The organism is Paenibacillus oenotherae, from assembly GCF_019443105.1.
GTDB lineage: Bacteria > Bacillota > Bacilli > Paenibacillales > Paenibacillaceae > Paenibacillus_Z > Paenibacillus_Z oenotherae.
The window spans coordinates 1-16378 of record NZ_JAHZIJ010000034.1 but is presented as its reverse complement, the minus strand read 5'-3'; the positions used below and the strand labels follow the sequence as shown (position 1 = coordinate 16378).

General features: G+C 50.4%; 3 protein-coding genes. All 3 read right to left on the bottom strand.

From position 1 onward, the window contains the following. A partial coding sequence (locus K0T92_RS24280; RefSeq protein WP_219875216.1) for a condensation domain-containing protein occupies window positions 1-5440 on the bottom strand: 5440 nt, incomplete at its 3' end. 15 nt (window positions 5441-5455) lie between these two features. Continuing rightward, a complete protein-coding gene (locus tag K0T92_RS24275; protein ID WP_219875215.1) occupies window positions 5456-12613 on the bottom strand; it encodes an amino acid adenylation domain-containing protein in 7158 nt (2385 codons plus the stop codon). Window positions 12614-12698: 85 nt separating this feature from the next. Continuing rightward, window positions 12699-16378 (bottom strand): non-ribosomal peptide synthetase (locus K0T92_RS24270; RefSeq protein ID WP_219875214.1); only part of this gene is annotated, 3680 nt, incomplete at its 5' end.

Here is a 16378-nt window from a genome sequence, read left to right as displayed (position 1 = left end):
TCGTAATCTCGCGCTTCCGGTAAAATTCGGTCAGTTCCTTCATTTCCAGACGGATCTCTTCCGGCACGATGCACACGCTCGCTCCCGCGATCAAATACGGGAACACCTCCCACACCGACGCGTCGAAGGCGAACGAGGCGTATGTCGCTGCTACATCCGCTTCCGTCACACGGTAGAACTGCCGATGCCACTCGCTCAAGTTCACCAGCGACCGATGCTCAATCAGCACCCCTTTCGGACGGCCCGTCGAGCCCGACGTGTAGATCACGTACGCCAGATGCTCTGCTCCCGCCGCCTCCGGCAGGTCCGTTCCGTCTCCTTCCTCCAGCAGCGCACGCTCCAGCACCAGCAACGATTCCGTTATGCCCGCGAACTTCTCCGCCAAATCCGTCTGCGTCAGTACCAGCTTCGCTTCTGCGTCTTCCAGCGTGTAGCGGATACGCTCCTCCGGGTAGCTCGGGTCGATCGGCACATACGCGCCTCCCGCCTTCAGCACCCCCAAGATCGCCACGATCATTTCCGTCGATCGCTCCGCCGCGATGCCCACCAGCTCATCCGGTCCGACTCCCTGCTCCCGCAGTCTCCGTGCAAGACGATTCGAACGGGCATTCAGCTCTGCGTAGCTTAGACACTCTTCTCCGTACACAAGCGCTGTCCGCTCCGGCGTTCGCTTTACTTGTTCCTCGAACAGGCTGTGAATCGTCTTCTCCTTCGGATACGGCGCTTCCGTCCGGTTGAACACCGCCAGCCGCTCGCGCTCTTCCTCTGACAGCAGCGTCAACTCGCCCAGTTCGCAATCCGGATAATCGGCCAGTTGATTCAAAACAAACAAATATTGTTCCGCCATCCGCTCAGCGGTAGTTCCGGCAAACAAGGCCGTACAATATTCCAGGCTGAACGACAGTCCATAATCGGTCTCCACTCCGTTCAGCGTCAGATCGAACTTCGCTACCGTCGAACCGCCTTCATATGGCTTGAATAACAGTTGTTCAATATTTTCCTGCGTGACGTCCATATTTTGAAGGGCGAACATGACATCGAACAACGGATTCCGGCTCAAATCCCGGCGGATATCCAGTTTCTCAACGAGCTCCTCGAACGGATAATCGGGATGCTCGAACGCTCCCAGCGTCCGCTCCTTCACGTCTTGCAAATAGGTACGGAAAGGAAGCTCCTTATTGGGAAAATTTCTTAGCGCAAGTGTGCCTACAAACATGCCGATTAGTGATTCTATATCCCCATGTTTGCGGCCGGCTATCGGCGTTCCCACAATTACATCCTCTTGTCCGGAATAACGGGACAGCATAATCGTAAAGGCTGCCAGTAAAACCATATAAAGGGTTGCCCCATGCTCTGCTCCAATAGCCTGAAGGCGATCCGTCAGCTTCTTGTCCGCATGGAAGCGGATAGCTTCGCCCTCGAACCGCTGCACTTTGGGCCGCGGGTAATCTGTCGGCAAATTCAAGACTGAAACTTCACCAGAAAACGTTTGCAGCCAGTACGCCTCCTGCTTCCTCATTTCCGCGCCTTGAAGCAGCTTCTGTTGCCAGACCGCATAATCTTTATATTGGATAGGGAGAGCAGGAAGATCCGCCCCTTTGTATAATCGCGAGAATTCATCCACCAACACTTGCATGGATACCCCGTCCGATATTAAGTGATGCATATCGAGCAACAAGAGATACCGCGCATCGGACACTTTTGCTACTTCAACGCGCAGCAGCGGGGCTTTGCCTAACTCGAAGGGACGGACAAATGCTGCAATGTGATCTTCTACTCGTGTCTCCTCAATCTCCCGCACCTCAATTGTGAAATCGACTGTCGGATGAATAACTTGAACCGGTCCTCCATTTTCCCAAACAATAGACGTTCTCAGCGTCTCATGCCGTTCAATCAACTGTTGAAAAGCGGATCCCAACTTCTGAAGGTCAAGATTACCTTCTGCCCATAAAGCGCCCGGCATATTATAATTCGTACTGTTCCTGTCCATTTGGTGAATGTAGGCCAGCCTTTTCTGGGCGGACGATAACGGATAATAGGCTCTGTTGTCAGCCTTTGGAATAGCCGTATATGTGCGGCGGTCGGCTTCCTCGATCCGCTGCGCCATACGTTCAAGGACGGGATGATTGAAGATATCCCTTAATGGCAGTTCAACATGGAACTCTTTATAAATAGCCGACATTAAAGAAGTCGCTTTGAGCGAATGGCCACCCATATGAAAAAAGTGATCCGATCGGCCAACATCCCTTTGTCTCAAAACGGACTCCCACAAAGCTGCAAGCCGTTTCTCTGTCAGCGTCTCAAGCGGTTTAAAGTTGTCATTCGCTCGTCTGCCTGCCGCATTCGGAAGTCTGCTTCTGTCAATTTTTCCGTTGGAGGTTACCGGCAATTGCTCCATCACGACGAAGAAAGACGGGATCATATAGAAAGGCAGCGTTCTGGACAACTGCTCGCGAATCCACTCCGCGGTTACCTCCGACCTTACGACCAAATAGGCGCATAAATACTTTTCGTCCTCCTCTTCTTCTTCCTTCGCAATGACAACCGCTTCCCGAATCGGTTGCAGCTTCATCAATTGCGCTTCAATCTCTCCAAGCTCAATGCGGAACCCTCTAATTTTCTCCTGGTGGTCGATGCGTCCCAAACACTCAAGCTCCCCATTGAATAGCCTCTTGACCAAATCGCCGGTCCTATACATCGTTTTACCGAGCCTGAATGGATTGGGAAGAAATTTTTCTTTGGTGAGCTCGGAACGGTTCCAGTAGCCTTTGGCTACTCCATCGCCTGAAATGTATAATTCGCCTACCACCCCGTACGGTACGGGGCGGAGCTGATTGTCAAGAACATAAAGTTGCACATTGTCCGCCGGCACGCCAATCGGAACGTATTCCCGCCCCGATCCGGGCTGGAACAAATGAATCATGCATCCCACTACCGTTTCAGTAGGTCCGTATTCATTAAATATACTTATCTTTCCGCCGAACTGGTTATAAACAGCCTCCGCCAAGGAAGACGTCAGGTTTTCTCCTCCGACGATTATAGACTTTAAACGATGATGATCGTTTAAAGGCAAACGTCGAATCAGCTTCAGATGTGTAGGCGTCAACTTAATAATATCGACGCGGTCATCCCGGATAATCTTTTCTAGCAGCAAGGCACGGTCTTCTCCATTGTAGATAACAATGCTGCTGCCGGTCGTCAGCGGACAAAAGATCGACGTTACCGTCAAATCGAAAGAGATGGAAGAATAAAGCGGGAAATCAGCTTCTCTTCCGCCCGCATAAGTTTTATTCGCCCAACTCACATAATTGACGAGTCCCCCATTCGTAATCATGGCTCCTTTCGGAATGCCAGTTGTCCCGGAAGTATAAATCAGATATGCAAGATCCTCTCGGTTGTAATCCAAATGAAGACGGTCACTGGAGTATAAAGACAGTTGACGAAGATCATGCTGAAACTTCGTTTTAGCAGGCTGATCCGTTGAAAGTCGCGATGCCGACTTATCCACTTCGATAACGGCATCGTAACGAAACCTAGTCAATTCGTTGGCAATCGTATGTTCTTTAGTAGAAAAAGACACATTTATAATTTCAGGATAATCAGCCGCCCAATCCCTAATGAAATCTTTCGCTAGAAACAGTTCTTCCGAAAAATCGGTTTTGGTCGGGCATTCCGGGTATTCCGCCTTAAATGCAGCCAAAGATTGCAAAAGTTCGTCTTTGCGTTCTTGATCCATAATGTCACCCAAAAATATCGTGCCTTTATCCCCCAGCTTGCTTAACGCCTTGCCCAGAACTTGGCGCAAATAGTTATGGCCATGGAAGGACTGGACAACGCTGTTCAAAATAACGACATCGAACCCTTCATGCTCCAATTCATCCAGCTCATGAGCGGCAAGACAAATCAGCTCGACATTGTTGATTTGCCGCTCTTCGGCCTGTCTTATCCCTTTCTCAATAATGACGCCGGACAAATCTGTTCCGCAGTAAAACTGAACGTAAGGCGCCAATTTGAACATCGTTAAGCCGGAAGCGCAGCCAAGCTCAAGCAATTTGGCGGATTTATGGAGAAGCGGTTGCAGTTTTACAAGTGTATTCTCGGAATATTCATCCATCTCCTCCGGAGAGAACAATAGTCCCGTGTAGCTGTTCACCCAGCCCCCAGCGGCAATATCGTCATCGGCGGTATCTCCGATATATTCCCAGAGCTCTTTATTCATCAACGTATTGTGGACACTTTCCCGTTCCTCATAAATATTGGAGCTGTCCAAATACAGACAGCCTTTCAAATCTTGACATTCCCATTGAAGAGCATTTGTTTCCCTCACATATTTTTTCTGAGAGAGAAGCACCCGCATGCAGGTGTCGGCAATAATAAGCTTCATTCTCTCAAACGGAAGATTCGAATCGATCGGAACGTACGCCGCTCCGGATTTCATTACGCCCAATATAGCAATAATTTGATCAATGGAATTGTCCAACAGAATGCCTGCATATTGCCCAGGCCCTATTCGATGCTCCGCTATCAAATAACGGGCGATCCCATTGGAGCGTTCGTCCAGTTCTCTGTAAGACATCTCCTTATCCTCAAAGTAAAGAGCCGTTTTACTTGGCGTTTTCTGTACTTGTTTTTGGAACAATTCAATAATCGTTGTATCTGGGTAGTATTGCTCCGTTTCATTAAGCTTTTCCAAAAGATGAACCATTTCTGGCTCATCCAGCAGCTGCATTTCGCCGATCAGACGATCGGGCGCATGGACCGTCTGGGAATAAAAATAGAACAACTGATCCGCTATCCGGTCGATTGTCACTCTATCGTAGCGATTGGCATTATATTTAACGCATAAGGTCAATGGCCCGCTGCTCGAAATTGTAATCACACAGTCATATGCCGCTGCTTCAATACGGTCCGTATCATGAATAGAATCGATGCCTGCGATGATATGAAACTGCAGGCGGTCTCCTCCATCCTGCTGAAGCCATTTCCTTAACTGATCGATTGGAAATGCATCGTGTCCATTCGCATGCGTCACTTCTTCTTTAACGGAGGCAAGCAATTCCCGGAATGACTTTTCCGAATTCACCACAATCCGGAACGGCAGCACAGGGTTAAAAACAAATGCTTCATTGCGTGCCGGAGGCATTCCAAATAGCACATCCGATTGCTCGTTATATCTGCTAAGCAAGTATCCGACACCAGCCATTAGAAATATAAACAGCCATTGATCCGACTGCTTCGTGATGAAACCGATTTTCTCTGCAATCGGCTCCGGAAACGGGTACAAGCGGGTTTCAACGAGCGGCTCGGTACCCGGACGGTTAAAATCCTCCGGAAATTTGCCGATGTGCCAGTTGCCTTGCAATTTATCCGTCCAAAACTGCCTCTCACCTTCGAGCTCCCTGCTAAGTGCCAGCATATTTTTTGTAATTTGGTCTACCATTGACGTTTCACCCGCTCACCATAAAATATCTTCCAAGTCAGAAAACACATTCTCGCCCTTGAATGCAACGTTTTTATGCAAGTTCATATCTTTAATTGGCATAAGTGTATTCTCCGCTGCCATTGTCAACAGCCTAATAAAGTCGGCGAGCAGTCTCTCCATTGTTTCTGCTTTGAACAACTGCGTGCTGTATTCTATTTCAATGCCGATTTCTTCATCTAATTCCGCAACAAACATCGTCATATCAAACTTTGAAGTTTTTGATCCGACTGGAAGCAGTTGCACAGATGCCCCTCCGAATGTCAGCTCGGAATTACCCCTATCCATATTTTGCAAAACAATAGAAGCGTCGAACAGCGGATTACGGTTGGCAGGCACATCATGTGCAAGCTCTTCGACCAGCGTTTCGAAAGGATAATCCTGATGTTCGTAGGCTTCTAGCAATTGATCCCTTACTTCACCCAAAAATTGAAGAAAGGACTTATCCTGCCCAGGCTGGCTTCTCAATACGAGCGTATTGACGAACATTCCAATCATCCCTTGCAGATCGGCATGCGACCTGCCGGCAATGCCGCTTCCCACAACGATATCTTCCTGACCCGAATATTTGGATAGCAAAATAAAATAAGTGGTTAAAAGCACCATATACAGCGTACCGTTCTGATCTCTTGCCATTATGCGAAGCTTGTCCGCCAACCCGCTTTCTACGATAGCCTGAACACTCGCGCCATCCAGACTACGCAGAGCAGGTCTTCTATAATCGAGAGGGAGCTCCAGCATAGGGACGCCGTCTTTAAACTTGTTCAGCCAATAATTTTGTTGTCCCTCAATTCGCTGCATGCCAATTGGGCTTTGCTGCCAAACCGCATAATCCTTATATTGAAGTGCAAGCGGCGGCAATTCCTGACACTCGTACAACTGAACCAGTTCGTGAATGAATATGCCGAGAGAGCTGCCATCCGAGATGATGTGATGCATATCAATCATGAACACATGCACTCCCTCCCCAATTTTAAACAGAGCGGAACGGAACAATGGCGGCTTTCCAAGGTCAAATGGAGCTATGAAGCGGCTTGCAGCTTTGTCCAGCTCTTCATCCTGCAACGGTATATAGTCGAATGCCGCATCGTTCAGGCAAGGATGCACTCTCTGAACCGTCACCCCTTCGATCTCTTCGAAGGAAGTGCGAAGAAGCTCGTGCCTTTCCACTAATTTCTCTATAGCATTCCGGAAACGGCCAATATCGAGTTCTCCTTCAATCTTGAGCTTGAACGGCATATTATAGGCGACATCCCCTGCGTGCTGCTGCAAAATATACAATCGCTTCTGCGCTGTCGACACCGGATAGTAATCTCGCTCGCCGGACGGCTCAATGGCATTGAACGGAACTCCCTCTGTCTGTTCAATCACGTGCGCCAACTGTTCAATGGTTGGCTCTTGGAACAATATTCCTAGAGGCAGCCTAACATTCAGCTCTTTATGCAGCAGCGTCATTAGCGATACGGCTTTGAGTGAATGGCCGCCCCTCTCGAAAAAGTTGTCCTTCACGCCGATGTGCCGGACTCCAAGCACGTTTTGCCAAATTTCAGCAAGCCGCAATTCGAGAAGCGTTCTAGGCGATACAAGCGTTCCTTGGTCCACTGCCGTCTCTTCAGGCAACGGCAACGCTTTTCTGTCAAGCTTGCCGTTCGGAGTTAGCGGGAAATGCTCCAGAGTGATGAAATGTGACGGTATCATATAGCTAGGCAACAGTTCGCCAATAAATTGGCGAAGCTCTCCCGGATCGCTCTCTCCGTCAATAATCATATAAGCTCGCAGTTCCAGCTCTCCACATGCATCCTCACCCGCAACAACGACCGCTTCTTTCACTTTCTGGTGCGCTTGCAGCCTTGACTCAATCTCCCCTAGTTCAATGCGGTATCCTCTAATTTTGACCTGATGATCGATTCGTCCCAAATATTCTATCGTCCCGTCAGGAAGCCATCTGGCCAAATCCCCCGTCCGGTACATCTTCTCTCCAGACGCATACGGATTGTTCATAAACTTATCCGTCGTCAGCTCCGGCCGGTTCAAATAACCGGAGGCAAGGCCAGCTCCCGCGATGCACAGTTCTCCCGGTACGCCGATCGGTTGGAGCATGAAAGAAGCATCCACCACATACAGCCTCACGTTCGCGATCGGGAAGCCAATCGGGATATGGAGACGGTTTCCATCCTCCGCTTTTACCGCATAACGAGAGGCATAGACAGTTGCTTCCGTCGGCCCGTACAGATTATCCAACTGGGCCGTCATCTTCCCTTGTTCCTGAAGACGGACGAACTGCTGAATGACAGTCGCTTTAAGCGCTTCTCCCGCCGAAAAAATATATTTCAAACGGCCTGTCCCCTCTTCACTGTTATCCAGTTCGTCCAGCATCGCTTTCAGCATGGAAGGAACAAAATTGATGTGCGTAATTTGAAAATCTTTAATCGCCCGGATAATCTGCGACGGCATTTTCTCCTCCCCTGGAGGCAGGATAGCAAGCTTACCGCCGCCAACAAACCAGCCGAACAGCTCGGCCACCGATACATCAAATGTAAAGGAAGTTTTCAGCAAATAAGTATCCCGCTCTTCCAGCGGGTAAGCTTCTTGCAGCGCTCTCAACAAGTTCACCGCGTTGCGATGCTGAACCATTACGCCTTTCGGCTCTCCCGTTGATCCTGACGTGTAAATCACGTAAGCCAGATCGCTGTCCAACGAAGTTCCCTTCGTCCTCCTAGAAGTTACTCCACTGGTCCGTACGTTCCGGTCGAGCTTGACTTCAAGCGTTTGAATGCCTTCGGCGAACAAGTTTGTTAACCGTTCTTTGTGAAGGGCGGTCACAAGCATAGCAGAAGCTTTCGAATCCTCCAGCATGTACCTGATACGATCCTCCGGATGATCAGGATCAATCGGCATATAAGCAGCTCCCGCCTTCAGCACAGCCAATATCGCGACGACCATTTCAATCGAACGTTCCATAGCAATGGCCACGATTTGATTCCGAGAGATGCCGCTGGACTGCAGCCACTCGCAAATAAGTTCCGCCTGCTCGTCCAATTCTCTATAAGTAAGCCGATATTCCCCAACTGATACAGCTGTCTGCATCGGCCTTTGTCCGACTTGTTCTTCGAACATCTCGTGAATCGTCTGACCTTCTGGAAAAGCAAAGCCTGTATCGTTAAATTGCCTTAGCAAAAGGCCGCGTTCCTCTTCATTAATTAATTGCGCTTTATCAATCCGTTGTTCCGGCTCATGCAGTATGCGTTCTATAACGGCTAAGTAATAATCGATCATTCGCTCAACCTGTTCCCGGCTTAGCGCCCCAGCATGGAAATGAACGGATATGACCGGCTGCTCGAATGTGGCCGACAGCGTAAAATCGAGCAGCGTATTCGTATTCTCATATCCGTTAACCGCCAGCTCTTCATTCGATCCGGCAATTCCTGCATCCACAAACCGGTTCATATCCTCAAGGACGTGGAAATCAATATAATTGAAGAAAGTATCGAATATCGGGTTCCGTTCGGAAGGACTTTCTCCGATCGCCTCTACAATTTCCAGAAGAGAAAGTTTTCCATAAACTTTGACTTCTTCCATCTTGCGTTCGACACCCTTGATCCAATCTTCCCATGTCATACCCTTCTCTACTTGCATTCGTACAGGGACGGTATTTAAAAAACAGCCGATTATCCGATCTCCATCCTCCACGACGGGACGATTATGTTCCACTATACCGGCAACCACGTCGTTCTCATATGACACCATTTGCAGCATCATGAAGTAAGCGGCGGCGACGATATTTTTTATCGGGGAGTTCCGGCGGCTTGCGCCCTCCTTCCATTCGTTCCACCTATTCCACTCGATCGCACGGCGGATCGTGGATTTTCCCTGCTGCTGGGCTCCGTAATCATGTGACAGTTCCAACCGTTTGTAGCCATCCAGTTCCCGCTTCCAGTAAGACTTTATTTCCTCGTTCCGTTTAAGAACGAGCTGTTCGACCACAAATGACTTATAACGGCTGGCCAGCGGTTCCGGCTTAAAACTGCGGTCCTTCCTCAGCTCGACATACACCCGCAGCAGTTCCGTCATGAAGGACGCGACACTCCACCCATCCATAATGGCATGGTGGAAAATCCAGCAAAGCGCAAACCGGCGCTCTGAAAGCCGGTAGACTTTCATCCGGAACAGCGGAGCTGCAGTCAGATCAAAGCCGCACAGTCTGTCACGCTCCAACTCTTCCTGGATGAAACGCTCCTGTTCCTCACGGCTTTCTTTCCCGATATCTGCAAACTCAAGAGGAAGCGGAATTGTCCTGTGTATTGCCTGAATACCCCCCTCTTCCAAATGAAGGCTCGCTCTCAGCATTTCATGCTTGTTCGTCATACACTCCAGTGCTAGATGCAGTAGATCGAGATCAAAGGAATCCTCTTCCCACTGGTATACGAATTGATCGTGATAAAGAGCGGCATCCAGATACAGCAGCGAGTAATGAACCATTCCTTTCTGTATATCGCTCATCGGATAAATATCATCCAGCGAAGCGTCCGCCAGCAGTCCCCTTGTATCCCAAAGCTTTGTCTTTAACAGCTCCAGTTCGGTTTCTACTTCCTCGTAAGCGGGATTGACAACGGACAGCCCTCCGTTTTCTTCCATATGAGAGACAAGTCCTCGAATCGTAGGTTTTTTATACAGATCCGCCATTTGCAAACGAATGCCGAATGTTTTATTGATCGTATCGATGAGCCGGATGCCTTTAATCGAATCTCCTCCCAAACTAAAATAGGAATCGTTCACCCCAATATTATCCAGTCCGAGAGCCTGTTCCCATATAAGCGCCAATTGAAGTTCTCTTTCATTAGACGGAACAGCATATGCGGCCGAGACATATAACCCAGCTTCAGGGTCCGGCAGCCCTTTGCGGTCCAGCTTTCCATTCGCTGTTATCGGCAGCGCATCCATCACGATAATATGCGACGGTATCATATAAGCCGGCAAATGGCAGGACAACATTTCTCGTATGTCGGCATCCTTGCCTTGTCTTCGAACGACATATGCGCAAAGAAATAATTCTCCGTTCCGGTCTTCTTTGGCCAGTACAGCCGCTTCCTTCACTTGCTCGTGCTGCTGCAGAACCGCCTCAATCTCGCCCAGCTCGATCCGGTAGCCCCGGATTTTCACCTGCTGATCGATGCGACCAAGGTATTCGAGATTACCGTCCGGTAGCCATCTCGCCCAATCTCCCGTCCGGTACAGCCGCTCACCGTTCGGATGCTGCACGAACTTCTCTTCCGTCAGCTCCGGGCGGTTCAGATAGCCGCGCGCCAAGCCCGTTCCCGCGATGCACAGCTCCCCCGCTACCCCGATCGGCTGCAGTCGCATGCTTCCATCTACCACGTACATCCGCGTATTCGCGATCGGCTTCCCGATCGGCACTCGCTCTATTTCCTCTCCTGACGGCACCTCGTAGCACGTCACGTCCACTGTCGCCTCCGTCGGGCCGTACAGGTTGATCAGCCGCGCTCCGCTTTCTTCCATCAGACGGTTGAATCGGTTCGCCTTCGCCGCGTCCAGCGCTTCCCCGCTCGCGAATACTTGCCTTACGCTGCTCAGCTTCCCTCTTTTCCCCGTCTCCTCGATATGACCTAGGAACGCTCCTAGCATCGACGGTACGAAATGCAGCGTCGTCACCCCGTCTCGCTCGATCGTCTCCGCCACCTGCGCGGGATCCTTCTCCGCTCCCGGCTCCAGCAGACTCACCTTCGCTCCGTACATCCCCCACCAGAACAGCTCCCACACCGACACATCGAAGCTGATCGGCGTCTTCTGCAGCACCACGTCGCCTTCCGTCAGCGGATATGCCTGCTGCATCCAGTGCAGACGGTTCACCGCCGACTCGTGCTCCACCATTACTCCCTTCGGATGGCCTGTCGAGCCCGACGTATAGATCACATACGCCAGATTCGTGCTGCATGACTTCCGCTCCAGCCGCTCCGCCGATTCTTCCCTACACTCCCCGGCCTTGAGATCCAGCACCGCTCGATCCGGACCGTACTTCCCTTCGCTTTCTCCCGCTGTCAGCACAATCCGTGCACCGCTGTCCTCCAGCATGTATCGGATTCGCTCCTCCGGCAGACTAGGATCGATCGGCAAGTATGCCCCGCCCGCTTTTCCGATTCCCAGCAGCCCGACCATCAGCTCCGGCGAACGCTCCATGCAAATACCGACCACGTCGTCGCTCGTTACGCCCAGCTTCCTTAGCAATCGCGCCGCTTGGTTCGACTGTTCGTCGAGCTCCCTGTAGCTCAGCTCCCGCTCCCCGCACACCACTGCCGTCCGCTCCGGCGTTCGGCTCGCCTGCTCCTCGAACAGACCGTATAGCGTCGCTCCTCTTGGATACTCCGCTTCCGTTTCGTTGAACGCCTTCAACAGATCACAATCTTCATGGCTTACCAGTTCAATGCCTGATAGCGCGGCATCAGGATCGGCTAACGACCGGCTCAAAAATTGCTCAATCGCAGCCGCAACTCTTTCCACATACCCCTCATTAAACAATCGGGATTGATAGACTACAGAACAGCGCAACCGTTCCTTCTTAATCGAAAAGTCAAAGAACAGATCAAATGCAATGCTTGCCGGATCGAATTGAGGGTGCAAGCTATTCAACCTGATCAATGTATGTAAAGGAGATTCGCCTATCGCCGTCTTCAAAGGGAAATTCTGATGACGGTACGCTTGCATCATCGTTTCTTTTACCGAAGCCAAATAGCTTCTGAAACATTGCCCGCTCTGCGGCTCATGATTAAAGACAACGATGTTATTCGCCTCGTCGTGCAAGGTATTCAATACGGGGGAGGCTGCAATTGCCCGCAACACGCCCGAAAATCTATGCTGCACGTACAGCAAAGCCGATAGAAGAACGGTAAATATTCCTATATCCGAACCCTTGCAAAGCTGCTGAACCAATCTGGAAAGCTCGTTGGGCAATACAAAATTGAAACATTTGTTGCCGCCGGATTCGCTCTGCAAAGGAGTTTTGTCCTTAAATAAAGTAGCGGGAATATCACCTGACAGCTGTTCTTCCCAGAACAAAAGTTCCGTTTTAAATTTCCCGTCATAGGATAGCTTCTTCCAAACATATGGATCCATTTTCATAGACAGCGTTCTCCCTTGTGGTTTACTCTCCCTCTTAGGTCCCTTTACTGAATAGGGGGGCATCTGTCGAGGATGCCCCGACTTTCTAGAAATGAAAGGAAAAGTTTTCAATTACCGCAGCTTGTCCATTGTTCGAATAGCCGATCAAATCAATCTCGTCCAGAGACGCTTCCGGATTCTCCACAATAAAGGAAAGCACTTTCATATAGTCCTCGCCGAGCCCGTTGATCGTTGAACGTTTATATAAGGATGTTGCAAACTCAAACGTCAGCAAGATAAGGTCCGCAGTCTCTGCTGCGTAAAGAGACAGATCGAATTTGGCATGCTTCTGGTTCAATTCGAATGGAACAAGCCGCAACGCGGACTCTTCCTTTCCGGCATGCTCTTGGCTGACTAATGAAAACAACGCATCGAATAGCGGATTTCGGCTTACATCTCTCTCAAGACCCAATTTCTCAACGAGTCCATCAAGTGGATAATCCTGAGCCCCAAAGGCGAGAAGCGCGCGCTCCTTAACTTCCTGCAAATAAGAAACGAACGACAGTCCCTGTCTCGGAGAGGTCCTCATCGGCAATGTTTTTACAAACAATCCGATGACTTGATCCAACTCCGCGTGAGGTCGTCCAGCAACCGGTGTTCCGACCACAATATCGTCTTGCCCCGAATATTTAGCGAGCAATACCGTATATGCGGACAACATAACCATAAACAGCGTCGTTCCCGTATCTTTTGCCAGCCGCCGCAACTCTGCTGTCCTGTTGGCATCAATCTGAAGATCAATCGTATCCCCTTCGAACTGCTGGACGGCAGGCCTTGTGTAATCGGTCGGCAGTTCCAATAACGGGGGGCCATCCGCAAACGTGTTTGTCCAAAAGGCTTCTTGGCGCGCCATCTCGTCGTCCCCAAGCCTTTCATGTTCCCAAACTGCATAATCCTTGTATTGAATGTCAAGATCCAAAAGATCTTCCTCCGCGTACAGCCGTACAAATTCTTCCATTAGCACTTGTACGGAAACTCCGTCAGATATAATATGATGCAGGTCATAAAGAAACCAATCGCTCTCTTTCTCTCTTTCAATTACACACGCGCGAAACAGGGGGCCCTGTTCTAAATCAAATGATCTAAAAAAGCTGTCCGCAAGTTCCGGAGCATCCCCGTTCTTCTCCACGAAATGTTCCAGCTTGAATGCTGTCTGTTCGTGAATCCTTTGGATCAGCTCCCCGTCAACCATTCCGAATGTCGTACGGAGTGAATCATGCCTTCTGATGAGTCGATCCAGCGCTTTCTCCATAAGCGCTACATCCGGCTTCCCTTCTATATTGAAAGCGCCCGGCATATTGTAGCTCTGGGTCCTATCTCCCAACTGATTGAGAATGTACATTCGTTTCTGCGCTGATGTTGCCGGATAATAGTCCCGGTGAGCCGCCTTATTAATCGACACAAATACAAGTTCCTTCTTCGCCTCGATGCAGGCTGCCATGTCCTCCAATATCGGCGCTTCGAATACGTTCCTAAGCGGAAAGCTGACATGCAGCTCTTTTTGAATGCGGGCCGCAAGCGCTGAAGCTTTCAACGAATGACCGCCTCGTTCAAAAAAGTGGTCCCTTATTCCGATTCTTCCGGCTCCCAGCACGTCCTGCCATATCTCAACGAGCATCTTCTGCAGCTCTGTTGTCGGCGACACGTAAACTTCTTCGCCTACGGAGCTCTGCGGCGCGGGAAGCGACTTGCGGTCCACCTTTCCATTTGGCGATAAAGGCAGCCGGTCCATCGTGACGATGTAGGACGGAATCATATAACCGGGCAGTTCCTTGCCCAGTTGCCTTCTCAGTTCTCCAAGGCTGATATTTCCCTCCGTTACTACATAGGCGCATAAATCCTGACCGCCATCTTCATCCTCACTTACCACGACGGCGGCTTCCGTCACCTTCTCATGGGCAAGCAGCTTAGCTTCGATTTCGGTCAACTCGATCCGGTAACCCCGGATTTTCACCTGCTCGTCAATTCGACCCGCATATTCAATTGTCCCGTCAGGCAGCCATCTGCCCCAATCCCCCGTCTTGTACAATTTCCCTTCTGTCAGGAACGGATGATTGATAAACTTCTCCGCCGTTAACTCCGGCCGATTCAAGTATCCTCTGGCAAGTCCTGCGCCTGCTACCGCAATCTCGCCCGCAATGCCCACCGGCTGAATATTGCCGCATCGGTCCAAGATGTGAACCTGAACATTAGGAACAGGCACGCCGACGGTAACCTTTCCGCATCTTTCCATCCTTCTAAGCCAGCTTGTAATGACACTATTCTCGGTTGGTCCGTATTCATTGACCATCTCCGCATTCGGTGCCTTTGCCCGGCTCTCTGCAATTAACCTCTCTGTCACCATTTCGCCTCCTAGAGACGCAAAACGGATAGAATGCAGCTCGCCTTGCTCGGCAGATGATAATATCGCCCCGTAGAGAGCCGGCACACAACTGATATGAGTGACGCCGCAGGCCATTATTGCCGCCTTAATAGCTTGCGAATCCTTGCTTTCGTTGTCGTTAAGCAGCAAGACGCGCGCTCCCGACAACAAAGGTGTAAAAAAGCTTGTAATCGACCCATCGAAGGAGAAAGAAAACAACTGCAGAACAAGGTCTCTCTCCTTCATGGCGTATTCGTTTACCCGCCAGCTCAGTGTATTGACTATAGCTCGGTGTTCCACGACAACCCCTTTCGGGAATCCGGTCGAACCGGATGTATAAATGACATAAGCCATATCTGCCGCGCTTGCTTTCGATTCCAGATTGGCAGCGTCGCCTTCTTCCGCCATTTCCAACTCCAGCAGGTCAGCTCCCTCTGCCAAACTTGCCAGCTTAGCCTTCAAATGAGGCTGTACTAGAACGGTTGTCGCACCAGAATCGGCTATTATATAGCGAATTCTCTCCTCCGGATAGCCGGGGTCGATGGCGAGATAAGCGCCCCCCGACTTCAAAACCGCCAGCATTCCGACCCCGAGTTCGAAGGAACGATCTGCCATAATGGCAACTATGTCGTTCGGAACAACACCTTGTCCGCGCAGTTTTCGTGCCAGCCGGTTCGCCATCTCATTCAAAGCGCGATAAGTAAGACTTTGCCCTTCATATATCATTGCAGTTTGCGCCGGCGTTCGGGCGGCCTGCTCCTCGAATAGCGCATGAACGGTCATTCCTTCTGGATAATCGGCCCTTGCCGCATTAAAACCAACGAGCTGCCTGTGATCCTCTTCCCGCATGATCGACAATTTTTCAAGCCGCTCTTCAGGATGCGAAGAAACTTCGCTAAGCAGATGAATGAAACGAGCGAGCATAGTCTCCATAGTGGACTTTCGAAATAAGGAGACTCCGTACTGGATACTGATTTCAATCCCCGTTCCATGAACAGAAGCCTGCATGGACAAATCGAATTTGGATCTAGAGGATCCTTCCAAATAAGGATTGAAATGAAAATCTTCTTGTTCTACAACACCAATCGGCGATTTGTTCTCCATCGCAAACATCGTGTCGAACAGCGGATTGCGGCTCATGTCGCGCTCCAGATCCAGCTTCTCCACCAGTTCCTCCAGCGGGTAGTCCGCATGCTCGAACGCTTCCAGCGTCCGACGCTTCACTTCCGCCACCTGCTCCAGGAACGTCGCTTCCTTCTTCACTTCGTTACGCAGCGCCAGTGTCCCGACGAACATGCCGATGACCTGCTCCAAGTCCGCATGCGGGCGGCCCGCCACCGGCGTTCCAATGATGATATCCTCCT

Excerpts from the sequence above, each read along its gene's own strand:
- K0T92_RS24275 (WP_219875215.1), bottom strand. The coding sequence starts at position 12,613 with ATGAAAATGGATCCATATGTTTGGAAGAAGCTATCCTATGACGGGAAA.